General features: G+C 34.9%; 18 protein-coding genes, 2 tRNA genes and 2 pseudogenes. 3 read left to right on the top strand and 19 right to left on the bottom strand.

What is annotated here, in order from left to right; genetic code table 11:
- Positions 1-19: 19 nt before the first annotated feature.
- A pseudogene (locus IPI65_14365) lies at positions 20-1,591 on the bottom strand (DUF4331 domain-containing protein).
- A gap of 618 nt (positions 1,592-2,209) precedes the next feature.
- Between IPI65_14365 and IPI65_14360 the strand changes: the two are divergent.
- The gene (locus tag IPI65_14360; GenBank protein MBK7442661.1) at positions 2,210-2,509 is read left to right on the top strand and encodes a HigA family addiction module antidote protein; all 300 of its coding nucleotides are present in this window, start codon (positions 2,210-2,212) and stop codon (positions 2,507-2,509) included.
- A 784-nt stretch (positions 2,510-3,293) separates the two neighbouring features.
- On the opposite strand, the gene IPI65_14355 is transcribed toward IPI65_14360, so the two are convergent.
- The 6 genes from IPI65_14355 to IPI65_14330 all read right to left on the bottom strand — a co-directional run bounded on the left by IPI65_14355 (position 3,294) and on the right by IPI65_14330 (position 7,756).
- On the bottom strand, positions 3,294-3,833 hold the full coding sequence (locus tag IPI65_14355) for a hypothetical protein (GenBank protein MBK7442660.1): 540 nt from the start codon (positions 3,831-3,833) through the stop codon (positions 3,294-3,296).
- A 51-nt stretch (positions 3,834-3,884) separates the two neighbouring features.
- Positions 3,885-4,046 (bottom strand): hypothetical protein, encoded by a 162-nt coding sequence (locus IPI65_14350; GenBank protein ID MBK7442659.1) that lies wholly within the window; start codon positions 4,044-4,046, stop codon positions 3,885-3,887.
- A gap of 10 nt (positions 4,047-4,056) precedes the next feature.
- Positions 4,057-4,956, bottom strand: coding sequence for a T9SS type A sorting domain-containing protein (locus IPI65_14345; protein ID MBK7442658.1), 900 nt, complete (start codon positions 4,954-4,956; stop codon positions 4,057-4,059).
- A gap of 667 nt (positions 4,957-5,623) precedes the next feature.
- Positions 5,624-5,695, bottom strand: a tRNA-His gene (locus IPI65_14340).
- A 13-nt stretch (positions 5,696-5,708) separates the two neighbouring features.
- Positions 5,709-5,779: transfer RNA gene (locus tag IPI65_14335), tRNA-Gln, on the bottom strand.
- 426 nt (positions 5,780-6,205) lie between these two features.
- Entirely contained in the window at positions 6,206-7,756 is a 1,551-nt protein-coding gene (locus IPI65_14330) for a hypothetical protein (GenBank protein MBK7442657.1), read from the bottom strand.
- Positions 7,757-8,547: 791 nt separating this feature from the next.
- Between IPI65_14330 and IPI65_14325 the strand changes: the two genes are divergently transcribed.
- On the top strand, positions 8,548-8,895 hold the full coding sequence (locus tag IPI65_14325; protein ID MBK7442656.1) for a DUF3024 domain-containing protein: 348 nt from the start codon (positions 8,548-8,550) through the stop codon (positions 8,893-8,895).
- A gap of 250 nt (positions 8,896-9,145) precedes the next feature.
- On the top strand, positions 9,146-9,808 hold the full coding sequence (locus tag IPI65_14320; GenBank protein MBK7442655.1) for a hypothetical protein: 663 nt from the start codon (positions 9,146-9,148) through the stop codon (positions 9,806-9,808).
- Here IPI65_14320 and IPI65_14315 read toward each other — a convergent pair whose 3' ends face one another.
- From IPI65_14315 to IPI65_14260, 12 genes and pseudogenes are all read right to left on the bottom strand, one after another.
- Positions 9,809-10,363 carry a hypothetical protein gene (locus IPI65_14315; GenBank protein MBK7442654.1) on the bottom strand — a complete coding sequence of 185 codons (555 nt, stop codon included), beginning with the start codon at positions 10,361-10,363 and terminating at the stop codon, positions 9,809-9,811.
- Between the two features lie 17 nt (positions 10,364-10,380).
- Positions 10,381-10,869: a hypothetical protein gene (locus IPI65_14310; protein MBK7442653.1), complete on the bottom strand. Its 489-nt coding sequence runs from the start codon at positions 10,867-10,869 to the stop codon at positions 10,381-10,383.
- Positions 10,870-11,254: 385 nt separating this feature from the next.
- The gene (locus IPI65_14305; protein ID MBK7442652.1) at positions 11,255-11,992 is read right to left on the bottom strand and encodes an IS3 family transposase; all 738 of its coding nucleotides are present in this window, start codon (positions 11,990-11,992) and stop codon (positions 11,255-11,257) included.
- Positions 11,993-12,167: 175 nt separating this feature from the next.
- Positions 12,168-12,509 (bottom strand): hypothetical protein, encoded by a 342-nt coding sequence (locus IPI65_14300; GenBank protein MBK7442651.1) that lies wholly within the window; start codon positions 12,507-12,509, stop codon positions 12,168-12,170.
- Between the two features lie 192 nt (positions 12,510-12,701).
- On the bottom strand, positions 12,702-12,914 hold the full coding sequence (locus IPI65_14295; GenBank protein MBK7442650.1) for a hypothetical protein: 213 nt from the start codon (positions 12,912-12,914) through the stop codon (positions 12,702-12,704).
- A gap of 35 nt (positions 12,915-12,949) precedes the next feature.
- Positions 12,950-13,201 carry a hypothetical protein gene (locus IPI65_14290; GenBank protein MBK7442649.1) on the bottom strand — a complete coding sequence of 84 codons (252 nt, stop codon included), beginning with the start codon at positions 13,199-13,201 and terminating at the stop codon, positions 12,950-12,952.
- 8 nt (positions 13,202-13,209) lie between these two features.
- Complete coding sequence (locus tag IPI65_14285; protein ID MBK7442648.1) at positions 13,210-13,434, bottom strand: hypothetical protein; 225 nt, start codon at positions 13,432-13,434, stop codon at positions 13,210-13,212.
- Positions 13,435-14,484: 1,050 nt separating this feature from the next.
- Positions 14,485-14,790 carry a hypothetical protein gene (locus IPI65_14280; protein ID MBK7442647.1) on the bottom strand — a complete coding sequence of 102 codons (306 nt, stop codon included), beginning with the start codon at positions 14,788-14,790 and terminating at the stop codon, positions 14,485-14,487.
- 86 nt (positions 14,791-14,876) lie between these two features.
- On the bottom strand, positions 14,877-15,014 hold the full coding sequence (locus IPI65_14275) for a hypothetical protein (GenBank protein MBK7442646.1): 138 nt from the start codon (positions 15,012-15,014) through the stop codon (positions 14,877-14,879).
- A 17-nt stretch (positions 15,015-15,031) separates the two neighbouring features.
- Positions 15,032-15,412 (bottom strand): hypothetical protein, encoded by a 381-nt coding sequence (locus tag IPI65_14270; GenBank protein MBK7442645.1) that lies wholly within the window; start codon positions 15,410-15,412, stop codon positions 15,032-15,034.
- A gap of 468 nt (positions 15,413-15,880) precedes the next feature.
- Positions 15,881-16,162 carry a hypothetical protein gene (locus IPI65_14265; protein MBK7442644.1) on the bottom strand — a complete coding sequence of 94 codons (282 nt, stop codon included), beginning with the start codon at positions 16,160-16,162 and terminating at the stop codon, positions 15,881-15,883.
- 469 nt (positions 16,163-16,631) lie between these two features.
- Positions 16,632-17,135 (bottom strand): annotated as a pseudogene (locus tag IPI65_14260) (HBL/NHE enterotoxin family protein).
- Positions 17,136-17,438 lie beyond the last annotated feature (303 nt).

Here is a 17,438-nt window from a genome sequence, read left to right as displayed (position 1 = left end):
GTTTTGATGATGATTGGAATTAATATTCAAAGTCAACTTCAGTTCCTCTCCATGGAGCAGCAACATAAGGGAAAGTTGTTTGGAATGGTGCATCGTTATGTTCAACACGTGTTGTGTAATTAATTACATCACGCATATCGCGGGTAACCGGTGATTCGCCTGTTGCAGCATCATAATCATCGTACCATAAACCGATTGCAGCTAAAACAATTCCGCTCACTGCCTGTAATTCGATGCGTATAACATCATCTTCCAAACGGCGACCGTTAGGGAAACCATCCATGTTTGGAATAAATTCTAATGCAGTAGTTGTATTAAACGGATCAACAGTTAAACCAATAACAGCTGCCGCTAATAAACCTTCAGAACTGAAGAAAGGACTCATACGATCAGTAACAGGAACAGCCATATTTAATCGTAACATATCACCACCATTTGGTAAAAAGTTATTGATAAATGGTTTGCCCGCAGCTAGTGGATTTCCACCTTTACCTGTAGCTAATTGATAAGGCGCTAAATTCGGTGCACCGGTAAAAAATATTGGCCATAAATCTACCGAACGTGGTTTGCCTGCCGCCGGTAATAATAATGTTCCGAAAATTGCATCATCCAATGCAGTTCCCGCAACCGCAGGTGAACCTTTTAATCCGTATAAACCATCAGCACCATTGCTGAAATTGTAAGCACCTAAACTTGCTTTTTGTATACGTAATTTTTGAAATTGCGGAACTGCTGTTCCAAACAATGCATCATCCATATACAATGCCAATTCAGGATTGTAGAAAAATTCAAAATGTGCAGCATCTTCAGCGTAAGGAGATAATGAATTCCAATAATCTTTTTCGCCCAGTGGTATCACTGCTTCGTTGGTTAAAGGCATTCCTAAACGGGAAACCTGAATCCAATCGCCTGAAGCACTTTCAGTACCATCGCCATTTAATGTGCGAATTGCACGGCGACTAGCACTTGCCCAAACACCAATCACAAAATCACCATCTAAAATGTCATCAGCCATATCAACCGATAAAACCATCTTTTTGTAACATGCTGATCGGAATTTGTAAGGCAATTGTGTGTGTATTAAAATGGCCTAAACCATCACGTGGAGTTTCTGTAGCACGAGGTGCATTTCCTAAATCGAAAATACCACCAAGGTCAACAAAAAACGGATCGTCAACCGGACCACAAAATACTTTTTCGCCTGTTACAGCAGTTGCAACAGCGTTCATCATAAGTTCATCATAAGAAGCTGCGCCTAAGCCTACAACAGCATCTTCAATAGAGCGTGCGCCAATGTTGATAGCAGGAACTATACCATCAGTAACAATGGTATTAAATGTTAAACCACCGTCTACACTTTTTCGAGCATGTACGTAGTTTTCAAATTTTCAGCACCTAAACGAATACTAAAAAATGTAGTAGGATCTTCGTTTGTGCGCGTAAAAGTTGCGCGATAAATAATATCATCACCGGGCGTGGCAATATTATTATCAATGTGAATTTCGTAGCGGATATTTTCGCCGAAGTGGTTGTAGTTCGGACCGCCAAAAGGAATTTCAGCCGGAATGTAGTTGGCAATAATCGTAACCATATTCGGATCATCCGGGCTCCGGAATACGTAAAGGTCAGTATTGTCGGCAAGCGGGTCATTGGCAATCAGCGGAGCCTCTCTGGGCTCGATGCCATAACCTGCGTAGCCATCAACCCTGAGGCAATGAACATGCAGTTTATCGCTACATGCTGCAACCTTCTAATTGGTTGGGTGAGCAATTTTTTCATAGAATACATTTAAGGTTAGAAAATTTATTTCGCTGATATACGAGGGGAATGGGTGGTTGGATTGGAAAACCTTAAAAGTATTTTTGATTTGGGCGTTGGCGCGCATTATCAATCACCCTCCGATGTCAATTACCGTGCGCGCCCCGGGTTTTCCGCTGCAACTCCTCGCCCTCGTTCCTCGGTCTGCGGGGTTTCCGCTACAACCCCTAACGCGGCTGAAGCAGAACACTGTTACTAAGTCGCTTCAAAAGGCACCACTCTAACTATTAATAACTTTCCAAAATGCTGGTATATAAGATGCATTCTCGTCGGAATTATGAAATAAAGCCATAAATAAAGTTTGAGGCTGAAAAAAAATTATACTTACCTTTGGCGTTAGTAACGTTAAACGTTAGTATGCAAATTTCATTATATGACAAACTCACAGAAAATGAAACGCTTAAAAAATATTCACCCTGGAAAAATCTTATCAGAGAAATTTTTAATTCCTCTAGAAATATCTGCTTACCGACTTTCGAAAGAAATTGCCATACCGCAAACACGCATTTCTGAAATTATAAAAGGCAATCGTAGAATTACAGCCGACACTGCATTGCGCCTCTCCAAATTTTTCGGCAACTCTGCAAAATTTTGGTTGGGGCTACAAAATGATTTTGACATTGAAAATGAGTTGAGGGAGAAGGAGAAGATGATTAAAAGGATAAAGCGGTTTGATGGGAAGGCTGCGTGAAAATATATAGTGAAACTCTTAAATTACAGTAATTCAATTTAGTCAACTGACATTTCGTGTACGAAGTAAACGAAATTGATACTGCTATCGAAGACCCAAAGTGCTTGCGCTGAAGTGAAGTAGCCGACTTGGTTGGGAATATCAAATCTAACTTAAAGCTTTCAGAAAAAAGAGCCAAAAATGTAGCTAAATATTGTAAAGACATTTTTCCAAAACATACACATATTCCATTTTTCAATGGGAGAAGTGCTCGGTTCTAAAATAAAAAACAACAGGCATGCAGATATTATACGCTTTGTAAAATCTCAAAATACTGTTAGTGAAAATACTGATTTTTTTTGTAAATATTACCCGAAACTATCTGTTACAACGGAAATTACTAAATATCATATAGTAGCAGTATTCAGCCTAATATTCAAATATAAAATTTAATGTGTTACAACAAGTTTGTTATAGTATTTTTTTTGGCCTTCTGTAATTACAATAAAATAAATTCGGGATAAAAGCCGCTGCAATTCATATTAAATTCATCTTCAATAAATTTACCTTCAAAAACAAGCTGATTTTACATTGAAAACTGCCAATTGTTTAATCACGTTACTTTCATTTGGCAAAATGATTTGCGTAAGCTTGTCGGCTGGGTTTGGTTGAATAACAAATGTTGGTTCAATAATATTTTCAAAAATATTTATACTCGTGTCTTCAAAAAATACCATCGCAATCATAATAAAACTGTAGGTCAGAAAACAATACACTATCATTTTCTTTATAACAAATTAATCTCCTAATATCCGCCAATACCATGAACCATAAGGGGTAAATATGCCGTTATCACTTCCAATGCCTTCAATCCAGTAAGTAACAGAGTCCCCTCCTCAACTAATGGGGTATATTTTATTTCCCATCGTTTTCTGTATTTACCGATGAAAATAGAATCAATGTTTGTTACTGTCGCATCGGGAAATAAATTAGCTACAGAGAACTCTGCACAATGTGCGGCAGATTCGCCAATATTTAAATTAAAATCATAAAGCAGTGTATCAGGCCATCCAAAAGCTAATTCCTGAGCATAAACCTTTTTATTAATTGTGTCCTCACGCATCAAAAATGAGCCCATAATATAATATAATTTTCCATCAATTATTGTGTCTCCAAATATGCCTTCATGTTGAATATAAGTAATGCTGTCATATTCAAAAGAGTAAGAAATAACTAGTTCACTCCATTCTGCACCTTCGGTAAGGAATTTATGGTATACATTTGTTTGCGATTGCAACCCGCAAAAGGAGCAAATTAATACTAAAAAACCGGATAGTTTTTTCATCCGAAAAGGTTATTTTGTTCTATTGTAATTAAAAATAATAAACAATTGGTCTTATTTGGGAAATATGATTTTACAGCTAATATTATAGCCGGGCATACCGGTAGGACCTATAATACGCCAATCTCCGCTAGCGCATTGTCCTAAAGTAGTTTCACTTTTGCCAGCAATTAAAATTGAAAATAAAAAAGTAAGCAGTGGAACAGCGGTTTTCATAAATGTAGTTTTAATGCGTTACAATAAACTTATTACAATACGTTTTGTCTCCGTCAAATAAGAGAAGAAAATACAATCCTTCTTGAAAATTAGAGCAATCTAAAGTGAAATTAGGACCGCTAATGGAATCTTTTAAAACTAGCTGCTTCGCAATGTTAAAGACAGCGAATTCATAGTGGTTTAGTGCGCGGTTTGATTCTAATGATATTTGAAGGTACTTGTTAGCCGGGTTCGGTTTTACAATAATCGAATTTTCAAATGCATTATCAAATATTTGATCCGATGTGTCTTCAAAAACTTCTGAACAGTCATACCAAAATTCAAGATCAGAATATAAGACATTTTCATTTTCTGAGTAACAAACCAGCCTTCTAATATCCGGCCAATACCATGAGCTAAAAGGGTTGTATATACCATTGTCGCTTCCTATCCCTTCTATCCAGTAAGTAATTGAATCACCATTCTCAATAAGGGGAGCATTTATCTCCCATCTTTTTCTATAGGTTCCAATTAAAACCGAGTCGATATTTGTAACCACCGCATCGGGGAATAAATTTCCAACTGAAAACTCTGCGCAATGTGCGGCAGATTCGCCAATATTTAAATTAAAATCATAAAGCAGTGTGTCGGGCCATCCTAAACCTAATTCCTGCGCATAAACTTTTTTATTAATTGTATCCTCCCTCATCAAAAATGAACCCATTCTATAATATAACTTTCCATCAATTACACTATCTCCGAATATGCCTTCATGTTGAATATAAGTTATGCTGTCATATTCAAAAGTGTAGGTAATAAACAGTTCACTCCATGCTGCACCTTCTGTAAGGAATTTATGGTATATATTTGTTTGTGATTGCAGCCCGCAAAAGGAGCAAATTAATACGAAAAAGCCGGATAGTTTTTTCATTCAAAAGGGTTATTTTGTTATTTTGTAATTAAAACCAAAAACAAATGGGTTATTAGAAAAACATTATAACTTACCCAATTTAAAGTCACTGATACTAAGTAAAGATAGTTGAATTTTATTAACTGGTAATGCATTTTCCGGTTTTTTTAAGCGACTTTCACATAAAATGTTGATGGGGTTTTGCATCCGAGTTGCTGATAATTTCTTTCGTGATTTTAATAATTAAATTACCCCTCCGGTGGATGATAAAGTTGAATACCATACGTTCAGGCAACCTAATTGTTCTTTAGCTGATAATATGTAAGTTACTATCTGTGGTATTTTAGATTAGAAACCCAAATCCCCTATCTTTACTCCCCAAAACCCATATCCATCCATGCTCCCGACCCAGCTCAAACCAAAACAGGCGCTCAACAAAGCTTTTTTAAAGGTTAAACCCAACAGGACCGAAATTGAAGGGTTTAAAAGTAACCTGATTACGCTGCAGGATAGAACTAATGATTTCGAAAGTGAGTTGAGGTAGAAGGGAAAGATGCTTGAAGGGATTAAGCGGTTTGATGGGAAGGCTGATTGAAAAATGTTAAATACAACTATAAATTGAGAATATTCAAAAGCATCCCCTATAGATTAAAATTTCAAACAACAAAATTGAAATCATCTTTTTATGGGTGCTATATCAGAATCGAACTGATACCAACTGCTCCACAGGCAGTCCGCCTTACCGTTAGCGTAATAGCACCATATTAATATTGTTGCCCTTCAAGGATTCGAACCTCGATACACAGCTCCAAAAGCTGTTGTCCTGCCGTTAGACGAAAGGGCAATTTAATGTTTGAAATTTAATTTCTAACGTTATAAATACTGCAACACAAATTCATAATGATTCGTATTTGAAAATGCAATAATATTCCTGCACTGTGATTTGATATTATCAATATCAAATCACAGTGAAATAAAAAAACCCCATACATTGCTGTATGGGGTTTGTAGTTTCTTTGTATTTATACACTAGACACAATAACCCCATACATCGCTTTGCTGACGAAGTTGATGGTGTTGTTGATGTAGAATTAAATTTTTCATGCTACAAATATAAAATTAATTTTTGAAAAAATAAAATTTACATGTAAAAGTCTTTAAATTTATTTACACAACAGGGATTTTTACTGCTTAATTTTAAAGCAAAATTGAAAATAAAATTATCGAATTATTATCTTAGTTTTAGAGATTGAAAGTTGATTGATTGAAATCATTCGATCACTACAAATGAATTATTAAATATTTCACCTGTAACCTTAATTTCAATTTGATATAGCCCGGCACTAAGATTGATATTTGACAAAGTAATACTACCATTGGTTATTGGTATATTATCTTGACTTGCATACACAACTTGTCCCAAATTATTCATAATTAGACAACCAGTTATTCCATCTAAATCCATCCCTTTTATATCAAAATTAAGGTTGTCATTATGCAAATTTACCGGGTTTGGATATACTACTAATTCACGATTGCTTGAAAGCTCAAGTTCAATTTCATTTTGTTCCCTCTCACCAATACTAAAGTAGTTATATAATGCTAATACTTCTTCAGAAGTTAGAACCCTGTCGTAGATAATAACATCATCTAAATACCCCTTAAACATTTGTAAATTTACGTCAGTATAAGCACCGGAACCAAATGGTGCTGGAACCGCTCCAATAACAAAATCTTTACCTAAATTATAAGTGCCATCGTGGTCAACACCCTCAAAATTATTAATCAATATACCGTTTAAATACATTTGTGTACTACCATCGCCAGTTGTAATCGCAAATTGATGCCAATCTAGGCTTGGTGGGTATGAATTAGAAGTTGAGGTTAAATTCACTAAGCAATGCCCCTCTGCAATATATTGGTTAGGCAAATCTGTTTGATTCATGGAAATAAAAAAAGATTGCCCACATGAGTTCCCACCCCATCCTAAAATTCCGTGATGTTGTATTAGGTCATCTAATTTAAAATAAAACACTACAGTCCTAGATGTTGTTGGAAAACTATTGGCATTTGCAATCATATAGGTATCAAATCCATTAAAATAGTAGGCACTTGAAGGGTTTCCAAACCTATCTGAAGATGGAATAGCATTATTAAAAACCGCTGAATTACCTAATGCACCTGACGCGTCATTGCCATTACCACAAAACGGATAAAAAGCAACCAAACCTTCAGTATACTCTTCAGGTAGATTGGAGCATGGAATAGAACAACCTTCCGTAATTGAAACTGGTGCCGAATTCCTTGAGCAACCAATTGCATTTGTAACCCTTACGCGATAACTGCCTGCTGTTGTAGCATCATAAGAAGTTGCATTAGCACCTGCAATATTAACCCCGTTTTTAATCCATTGATAAGTGTACCCTAAACCTGAATTTGCATTTAAAGTTTCAAACTCCGTTTCAGGACAAATATTTAAATTTCCGGCGAAGGTAATATTGGCTGCAGGTTTTGCTTCAACGAAGATATTTGTTGGCGATGAAGTCGCAACACAGCCAAAAGCATCAGTAATTTTAACAGTGTAAGCACCATTTTTTTTTGCAACCAATGTAGATGCAGCCCCAGGTATTAATATCCCGTTCCTATACCAGGAATAACTATTACCGGCAGCAACCGGAGAAGCTGATAAGATAATTGAACTCCCCTGACAGATTGCAATTGATCCTGACGGAGATAGCCCGGCAGTACAGGCAACTACTGAATTTGTAAATAAAGAAATTACAATGAATGAGATTGATAAGTTAAAGATTAAATTTCTCATAAGGTATGAATTTAAAGTGTGATTAATTAACCTTGAATAATTAAAGCAAGAATCGTGTCGCAAGTCCTAAATTAATTAAATTTCAGGTAATCCAAAATTAAATTTAAAAATTCATATACAGTTAATAATAAAAAGCCTAATAACAATTTTTACAGGGTTTCCTACCAGTCTCCTTAGCCTTATATAGTGGAATTGAATCAATTCTGTGTGTGCAGTTATTTAATCCATTACAAAAACTATCATGATATGCATATGCAGTTGGACTTACACAAATATATACCCACACGTCAGTTGTATATGAGGTTTTATAATTAGTTTCAGGTTCCGAGTTTTTGGAGGACATCAGTAACCCGATACTAAAAATTGCAATAATCATTATTGGGAACCTAAACCGCTTAAAGAATTGTATTAACATGGTTATATCGCATTAACATTTAAAAATAACCAAAAGCCACGAAATAAGCAAGAATAGCCGCTTTGAAGCGAATAAATATTAAATTCTATGCCGCGAAAAACAATATCCTTGTTTTGTTATTCAGCCCTCCCCCCATCCAACCCAAATCCCCTATCTTTACCCACAAAAATCACCATCCATCCATGCTCCCAACCCAGCTCAAACCGAAACAGGCCCTCAACAAAGCTTTTTAAAGGTTAAACCTAACCGGACCGAAATTGGAGGGTTTAAAAGTAACCTGATTACACTGCTGGATAGGTCGAATGATACGGAGAGTGAGGAATTTTATAAGAACCTGGTAAGGATTTATTGAAACCCAAACAAAGCTTTTTTAAAAATGCCAATCACCCCTATACAAACCCTGGAAATCATAGAAGTAATGGAAAATTTTTTATCGAGAATAAGGCCGCCGGAAGATATTAGAGACAAATTAGATATCGGTTATACAATTGATAACCAAAGCATTATTATTTTTGAAATAAGGCCACAGTGGAATAAACCCGAAGTAATACAAGAACACCCTTTTGCCAAAACCACATTTATAAAAGCAAAAAATTGCTGGAAAGTATTTTGGATGAGAGCAAACTCAAATTGGCATCCTTATTCGCCCCAGTCAAAAGTGGAAAGTCTGCCGGAATTTATTCAATTGGTTGAAGATGATAAGCATCATTGCTTTAGGGGCTGAAATTCGAACGAGTAGATTACTAAGGTTACAAAATAATAAACCATTTGTATAAGGAATTACTTAGCTACTCTTAAAATAGTGAGAATAATTGTGACAAGGTAAACCAGCTACTTGAATTATGTTAATTATATATACTATTGATTTTCAACAATTTACAAAGTTATAATGTCTATTTTGTGACAATAATTAATACATGATATCCTTACTAAAAATTTTATTAAATTTAAGTTGCATTATTCTAACCTAAACCATGAAAACACATTTGCTTTTATGCTTGTTTGCACTTTTGCTGATTGAACAGCTTTCTGGACAGGCAATAACCAACAATTTTGAAGAAGTCACAGGTGATAATATTTATTATGAACTAAATAGCGAAAACTGGAATGACGGTGAGACATTTGGATTATTTCCAAATGCGGGCTCAGAAATGCTGATGTCAGCAAACGGAAATGAAAACATAACTTTTGAAGCAATCGGAATAGAAAAAACACTGGGCGGTGTTATAGGATTAACAAATTATCGCGTATCCTTTTATGTATCTTCGTATTTAAATATGAACCCAATTACAATTGAAGATTTCACAACACTAATAATAGGAGGGCATAATGGAACTATTTCTTGGGATTCTACACCATCACCCGAATTAAATTGCGAATGGGTTAAATGGAGCGGAAATTATGTTGCATCAATTTTGGATGTGGGTGAACCATTTATTTTCAAGGCCATTTTTAATCTTGACTCGCTTCACTCAATAGCCATTGACGGACCAATTGATATATTAACTAAACCAAATATTTCAGTCGATATTAATGAAAAAACTCAGGATTCACTACTGCAAATTTATCCGAACCCAGTCACTGAAACAGCAATGATAGCCATCAGTAATTTAATTTATAATCCAAAGGTTACTTAGCTATCGATTTAAAATTAACATATCACAATTATCTGAATTGGTTATACGCAATTTAAAAATACCAGTAAAATTAAAATCATATGGCATATCGGGGTGATAAATATTTTGGAGTCTGGTAGCAAATGTTTGCGGTACTAAATGGATGCTATAAGTTGTCAAACCAAGTTTACTTTCCAAATTACTTTTCACATCATTTTGAGCATCATTAGTTCGGCTGTGAATATCGCCTAATTGTAAACAGTAAGTATCACCTTTAGTGTGCTTAATTATCTCATTAATTGTGCTCGTAAGCAGTGAATCTCTGTCGGTAAGCATTTTTGAATTGATTGTTTTATATTCAAAACCTGCAAGATAGCCATCCATTATCAGTTTGACTTCAGGCCATCCGGTTGCGTAAAACTTTTGTAGCGCTTTAATTAATCCGGCATTTGAATAAGTACCGGTAATTAAGTTATGAACCATGGTGGCATTTGCACTTTGTTGGGTAAGAATTATTATTAATTCTGTAAAAAATTGCCGTAATTCAGGTGTAATATTTAGGGTATCCGTTTGCATTATGGATATCGCAATATTCAAGTCTGCCGAAACTGGTTTGCTACTACAGTATTATAAGGCGGGTAATATACAACACTATAATGATCATAAAATGCCAGTGTAAGTAATGCAAATAAAGTTCGTTCAGCATCTTGAGGATAGTTGATATCTACACAGGTAATTGATACTGCATTGTTAATTAATTTTTGTGCCCGTAAATTTTTAATGCGGGCATACATATAAGTATTAGTTTTAAAAAATGCTATCCAAGTTTCATCTCCTGTATTTATATATTCCCGCACAAAATATCCATTGCAGGTAGGTAATTCCAACATAAAATGATTAACACCTCTTTCTGTGACTAAAAACTTTCGTAAACTGTCCTCAGCAATAGCAGTTTGTGCTATCATATTTATAGATTCCTGAACAGGAAGTTCCTGATCTAAATGCACTTCACCTATTATATAACATTGTTTGCCTGCGGAATTGCGCCGCAAATACAGAATCAATAACGTCGGTTTGAGCACATTTGCCCTGTATTAAAGCAGACGCCACAGTAAGTAAAATAATTGTTTTAAATACACGAATTTTCATACGGTAAAAATGAGTATGGGGTAAAAATAATTAATAAAATATTGTGGCAATTTACCAATTTAAATTAAAAAATGCCATGTACAATAATTTCATTGAAAATACAGCTTAAATTTGACAATAAACTATTACATATCAAAGTATGCATTTTTTTTGTTGAAGTTCGATGATAATGCGCAGAATTTGTAAATGCGCTTAATTTCATAATTTGAAAAATCTAAACAAAAACCAGCTCTGTAAGAGCGAAAGAATGGTATGACTCGTCCTAAAATAAGTTTACAGTTTAACTAATTAATCCTGTTATAGGTTTACATTTCATTGTTAGTCCTGCTCCTGATTTACAATTATAGTTTTTTTTCGGTAATAATTCTTCCATAATCTATCTGTTTTAATATTATTTAATGAATGATGAATACAGTTTGGTGTGAAGTTACTGATGCTCATGTGCGGTCTTTCATTGTTGTAAAGGTCTACAACATTAATAAGCAAAGCCTTTGCATCCTTTATGTTATCTATGTTGTAGGTTTCTAAGTATTCCCCCTTGATGATTCCATTTATTCGTTCAGCAACGGCATTTTCTAATGGATCACCATTTTCAGTCATGCTTATTTTTATACCGTTGTCCTGCAATAGCTTTACATAAGCGTAGCTGCAATACTGTATCCCTCTATCACTGTGATGGATGAGATTTAAGTGGGTATCAGTCGTCAATGTAGAGAGTGCCATTTTTAAGGCTTGTATACTTTCAATGGCATCCATTGTTTCAGCTACCTGATAACCTACAATTTTATGTGAGTAAGCATCTGTAATAAAACTAATGTAAAGATGTTCCCCTGAACTTATTTTCCAGTAGGTAAGGTCGCTTACCCAAAGCTGATTTGGTGCTTTGGGAACAAAGGCACGAATGAGGTTGGGATACTTTCTCAACCAGTGAGATGAGTTGGTAGTTTGTATTCGTCGCTTCCGTTTTCTTACCAATAAATAATTTGCCGCAAGCATATCGAATAATGCATCTCTACCCATTTTTATTTGATGTTCTATTAGAAATGGTTGTAGCATTTCATACAGTTTTCAGTACCCCATTACACGATGACTTTTACGAATTTCCTTTACCCGTTGTATTACCAATTCTTCTTCCAGGTTGGTTGAAATTTCATCCCAGTTGTGTTGATAATAAGCCTGTCTGGTGATACCAAACCACTCACATAACTTGGCTAATCCTATGTGTGAAAATTTACTTTTCATGGCTTCTATGGTTTGGTATTGAGCTTTTTCTTATTGGAATTTTAAACTCCTTTTCTGCAATATCTACCATTGTAGAGAAGGCTGTCGCTTTTAGCTCAGCTTCTTTTAATTGCCTTTCCAACTCTGCGATTCGCTGCTTTAATTGTAAGGTCTCTATAGATTCTTCACTAACATTTTCCGGATTATCAGCCTTTCGTTTCCGTTGTTTCATTGGATATAAATCTGTTACAATGTTAGGCTTTCTGACTATATTTCCAGCATCGTAGCCTAAGTTTTTCATCCAACGAGTAATATGCCCATGCTCCTGTTGTTGCCCTGTACTTTTTTCCAAATCGCTGTCTTTGTAATATTCGTTGAAAGTAACTCATGAATTATCATGTGTTTTTCGGCATGCGTAAAATGCTTACGTTCTTTTGGAATGATTTTTTCGTCCATTTTTTACACTTTTTGGTGTAAACCTATTTTAGGACAAGTCACAAATTAAATACCGAATTGATTTACATGGCAATGGTATGTTACGGCGTTATTTAACTTCTATACCTTTTCTTATTTTATCGCTCCCTTGATTATTAAAAACTGTGTAAATTTTTTCGGCAGGTGGTAGCAAATTGTTTAAATTACTATTTTGTAATATCGTTTGTAGTGTTTGTGTCGCAGAAATATTAAATTCCGATTTCCAGCTATAGGTAGAGTCCAACCACATATTTGTATCAGGAATTGTATAATGGGTAATCATATCTTCCACTACATAATTTGTTGCGTCATAATATACTACCTTATAACCCGGATTGTTACAATGAACGGGACTAATTCCGGAGATGAATATGCTATTTCAGTAACTTTAGTGCCGAGTGTATCATATAGTCTTCTAAATTCATCCATATGTGTATGGCTATAAAAAAGATTAGTAATTTCCTGCTGATATTCCTGAACGATGCCTAAAAAAACGGTTTCCCAATTCTGAGTAGAACTATCCCACATTGCTGAACTACTATGAGCATCTATTCCTGGTGGTATATGCATTCCAATTATTACTTTTTTATTATCGGTTCGTGCATTTTTAATTGGGCGCTCAACCAGTCCATTTGTTCTTTGCGATTCAATTCTTTTGTTAAATTATCAGCCAATTGATAATCCGTGCAAAACATAATTGAATTAAGCGCAATTATTCTTAGTCCACCTCCTATTTCAACACTATAGTAACCCTGATCAATGTTGTCAATATTCACAATAAAGCTGCTTTTTGTTGTGTCCATATCTAAGTTCAAAGTTGGATAACTTACCGAATTGTTAGGCAATAAACCAAGTGGATTTTTTTACCGGGCGGTAAATGGATAGTAATCACCATTGAGTCCATCGTTATTACCCGGCAAGTAAAGAAATGGGATGCCCGGTTGATTTAAATTTTGAATAAAAAAGTATTTAATACGATACTATCGTTGCGTTCATGTTGCAAAGTCCTCCCGCATTTATTGGTTTAGTATGCGCACAAATATTACTTGTAATTGATAAATGAGCAGGAGATCGCGGTAAACAATACAAATTGTGGTGGGTTTGAAGAAACCATTAACTCGTAAATGCTTTGCATTGCAGCGTCAAACAATTTGGTTCCGGTATCAAATCCATAGTCAGAATCGGTTCGCAGACTATTTAAATGCACATCAGAAAATAAGATGAAATAGGGCTTGTTTGCTACTACTCCCATTGACTGAATTTGCCTTGTATTTTTTGGTTGGTTTTACCACAGGATACAAAAAAGATATAGTAAATAATAATAAAATAAATTTGGCGTGTTGCATAATAAATTAATTAATAGTTTATGAAATTGTAACTGCGTTTGAATCGTATTGAATTCGCAAACCGAGTATGTATTGTGAATAACTTAATAATGTTTGCCAGGTTTTATCCGTTAACATTTCGGGCAATATTCAGGTCATTTATGAAATCAAACTAATTTGTTTGTCGCGATAATTGACCAGTGCAATATGAATATTGGAAATATTTTTGATGTATTTTCAATAGCATCCATAATTAGTGCTAATGGTGTTCGAATACTTAAAATTAAATCGCCCAGAGGTTCACCCAATGGCGTACTTAAACCGTGAAGATAAAAGCAACGAACCCAATCATACATCAGTTGGATCTGTCAAAAGCGCCTGGCTACAAAGGTTATTTAGGGTTTTCAGTTTGGCAGCAATATTTGTATCATTTGCAACAGCTGAAGCAATATTAGCAGGTGAACCCACTTACTCCGCAATTGAGTGGCAATAAACCTGCTGAAGTTTGAACGTTTATTGTTACTAACCCTAAAATAAGTGGAGTTTGTTTGTAATTAATGAAGCATTAAATTGATCTGTACATTGATCAACTGCATCTTTTACATCCCCAAACATTTGATAAATGCTTCCTGGTGGTATTAAACCGGGGTCGGGCAGGTTTCCACTTATTTCGTCGAATTTAACAATGAAATCCGTTGCAGTTTGACTAAATGAACCAAAAATTTTATCTAATACAGATACGGCTCCAATTAGCGAATCAAGGTTTGGTTTAGATGTGGTATCTTTTAGGAATGCATTTTTCGTAGATACATAGTTAGGAAGAAACCCATTCACGATGCTGTTGTTCCAATTATCAACGATTGATTTAAAAAATTAACAAATTCAGATCTATAATCATCTCGCCAAATGTTGACTGTTGTCTACATCAACCCAAGCTGTGCTGGATTGTGGGAAATAGATACAGGTATACCGGTTGACCACATACCATAATAAAATTTTGATACCTGAGCATACATCGATACAAATGCTTGTAAATCGACAGAATAAATATTAGACATGAAGTGTTAATTTGGATTTAACAATTGAACCTTTGTTCATAATTAATATTTAAATTAATTATTAAATTGAGTTGTTGAACTAGCGTATTCCATTCTGTATTAGCAGCAACAATATTCGATTGCATAGTTGCATAATCAGGATCAGCGCTTCCAACTTTTGTCATTGAAGCATTAATTGTATCAATAATTTCAATTAATTCGTTATTAATATCATTCCACATGGATTGTGTTTCTGTAAGTGCTTTTAGTGCTGTTTGGTATTTGCTTTCGACAGTTGATACAACTGCGCTAATTGTATTGAGATTTATTATATCCTTATTAATCTGCGTGGCCTGATCATGAAGGATTTTGAGTTTGCCGGTATCGGCAAGTAATTGTGCTTTATCTTTAGCCAGCATAACAGCAACTGCAACTCCCGCAAGACCACCAAAACAAATAAGGCCGATTCAGGAAGAAAAGCTACAGCAATAACTGTAACAAACACAGAACCACCAATTCCAATAGCATTAGCAGTAATCTGACTGTTGAGGTTATCTATCTCTTTATCTACAGTTGAAATGCTTTCATTAAGTGTAGTTAGCATTGTTTTGTCTGCACCGGTCATATTATTTATTGCAACTACTCCGGCATTCAATAGGTTAATGTCGTTGCTGAAAGTATTATAAAAATTAGTCAAAACTTCGATGATTCGGGGTTATTTTCATCCTTGTTTGTAAATACTTTTTCTTTTTGATCCAGACTTTTTTGAAGCGCCGATAATACGTTTACCAATTGTTGTTTTTCTAACTTATCAGTTGGGTCTGCTATAAGTGCCTCAAGGCTTGAATTTATAGAATCAATTTCGATTCAAAATGTTATTAAAATAACTAATTACGGTGGTGATGATGCATAAGTAATGGTAACACTGAATTAATCCATTCTTGCGCATGGGTTCGAAGATCGACAGCCTGATTCGGAATATAATCGTTATATTTAGTTCTGGCATTTTTGTAACTATCAGTCCCATCCGCTGATTGAAATTGCAGAGTTGGCCAAATTAAGTTTTCTATAGCATGATGATAAGCGGTGATAGCTAAAAGATTATTTACATAATCGTTAAATTGAGTTGTAAAATTTGTAACACTGCTTTTTTTTATGGTAAGTAACATGTTTTAATAAAATTTGAGTTAATAAATCTAATTTATCCGAAATTATGCAGTTGCAGTTTTGGGAATAATATATAATTCCTCGTCGTATGTAATATTAATCATATCGATATCTTGGGCAACTGTGTTTAAATCATCCCAATATTGCATAGCGAGTTCAAATCATTTAAAACCTGCGTGAAATTTTGAGATGTGGGGTTGAAGCGAGTTAATAATATCATCTAGTTCAATTTGTAGTGATCTAGTTCCTGATCAACCAGGGTCCAAAGGCTCTTGATGTTGTCCATTACACCTGAAGCAATTTTATTGTCATCAATTGAGTTTGCAGTGAAGAAGTAATCATGTTAATACTTGTAATATCAGCATCAAGAGGACCTAGATTTTTTGATCATCAAAAATATTATCTTGAATTTGTCTGATATTCGAATTAGCCACAATAGTCGTAATAACAGAGCCGCAGTTAAAAGCAAACCTAGTGCAAGGGCAATACCACCAAGCACCTTACTTGCGGATCGGCATTTAATAGTGAAACACCAATTTTAGCAATAACGCCACCTGTGACACCTACATTGCCACCTTGCAGCAAATTGTTCCCATTTTTGAGTTCGGACTTTAATTTTGCAATCTCAGCATTTAAAGAATTAACCAGGTCCTGATCAGTACTCGCCAATTTGGTCATTTCAGAAACCGCGTTTGTTAAAGTTGTGAGGTCTGTAGCCATATCGGTTGCAAATTTGTCTAAAACAGTTTCTATAAAGTCAACCGTTTTTGCATTAGAAATAATGGATCCTCGAATACTTCCTATTTGCTTTTTAAATTTAGCTAAATTATTGGCATCAGTTGGATTACTTATCAATGAATTGATAATAGATTTCAATGGCGCTTCCATAATTTGCATATTATTATAAAAGGTTTGAATTGAAATCGGAATCGAACTATACATAGGTAATATACTGGTTAACCAAATTTGCGCATGTGCTTATATATGGAAAATAGTCTTCACTAAATTTAGTATAGCAATGGGTATGTTCTGCAAGATAAGGCAGGTTCACGCTATCCAGGGCCTTGTTGTGTAAGCCGTGATTTTATACATAGCCAATGCATTCTTAATTTTGGTCCGGGGTATAAGGAGTTACAGCCCTAGTACAGCGGCTAATCCACCTAATGTTAATCCCGTATACGTAAATGGTTTTGATTTGGGTTAAAAAATAAGATTGTGTGTTTTAATAATTTTAATCAAAAACAAGTTAGTAAACCTTTTAAAATTACCAAATTAATT

It is taken from the genome of Bacteroidota bacterium (assembly GCA_016706255.1).
GTDB lineage: Bacteria > Bacteroidota > Bacteroidia > Chitinophagales > BACL12 > UBA7236.
The sequence above is the reverse complement of the archived record's forward strand: the minus strand, read 5'-3'. Positions and strand labels throughout refer to the sequence as shown.

What these genes read in the sequence shown, in the direction of transcription:
- IPI65_14360 (MBK7442661.1), top strand. Translation starts at nt 2,210, where the DNA reads ATGAAACGCTTAAAAAATATTCACCCTGGAAAAATCTTATCAGAGAAA.
- IPI65_14355 (MBK7442660.1), bottom strand. Translation starts at nt 3,833, where the DNA reads ATGAAAAAACTATCCGGTTTTTTAGTATTAATTTGCTCCTTTTGCGGG.
- IPI65_14350 (MBK7442659.1), bottom strand. Translation starts at nt 4,046, where the DNA reads ATGAAAACCGCTGTTCCACTGCTTACTTTTTTATTTTCAATTTTAATT.
- IPI65_14345 (MBK7442658.1), bottom strand. Translation starts at nt 4,956, where the DNA reads ATGAAAAAACTATCCGGCTTTTTCGTATTAATTTGCTCCTTTTGCGGG.
- IPI65_14330 (MBK7442657.1), bottom strand. Translation starts at nt 7,756, where the DNA reads ATGAGAAATTTAATCTTTAACTTATCAATCTCATTCATTGTAATTTCT.
- IPI65_14325 (MBK7442656.1), top strand. Translation starts at nt 8,548, where the DNA reads ATGCCAATCACCCCTATACAAACCCTGGAAATCATAGAAGTAATGGAA.
- IPI65_14320 (MBK7442655.1), top strand. Translation starts at nt 9,146, where the DNA reads ATGAAAACACATTTGCTTTTATGCTTGTTTGCACTTTTGCTGATTGAA.
- IPI65_14315 (MBK7442654.1), bottom strand. Translation starts at nt 10,363, where the DNA reads ATGCAAACGGATACCCTAAATATTACACCTGAATTACGGCAATTTTTT.
- IPI65_14305 (MBK7442652.1), bottom strand. Translation starts at nt 11,992, where the DNA reads ATGCTACAACCATTTCTAATAGAACATCAAATAAAAATGGGTAGAGAT.
- IPI65_14295 (MBK7442650.1), bottom strand. Translation starts at nt 12,914, where the DNA reads ATGATTACCCATTATACAATTCCTGATACAAATATGTGGTTGGACTCT.
- IPI65_14290 (MBK7442649.1), bottom strand. Translation starts at nt 13,201, where the DNA reads ATGCATATACCACCAGGAATAGATGCTCATAGTAGTTCAGCAATGTGG.
- IPI65_14285 (MBK7442648.1), bottom strand. Translation starts at nt 13,434, where the DNA reads ATGGACACAACAAAAAGCAGCTTTATTGTGAATATTGACAACATTGAT.
- IPI65_14275 (MBK7442646.1), bottom strand. Translation starts at nt 15,014, where the DNA reads ATGTCTAATATTTATTCTGTCGATTTACAAGCATTTGTATCGATGTAT.
- IPI65_14270 (MBK7442645.1), bottom strand. Translation starts at nt 15,412, where the DNA reads ATGCTGGCTAAAGATAAAGCACAATTACTTGCCGATACCGGCAAACTC.
- IPI65_14265 (MBK7442644.1), bottom strand. Translation starts at nt 16,162, where the DNA reads ATGTTACTTACCATAAAAAAAAGCAGTGTTACAAATTTTACAACTCAA.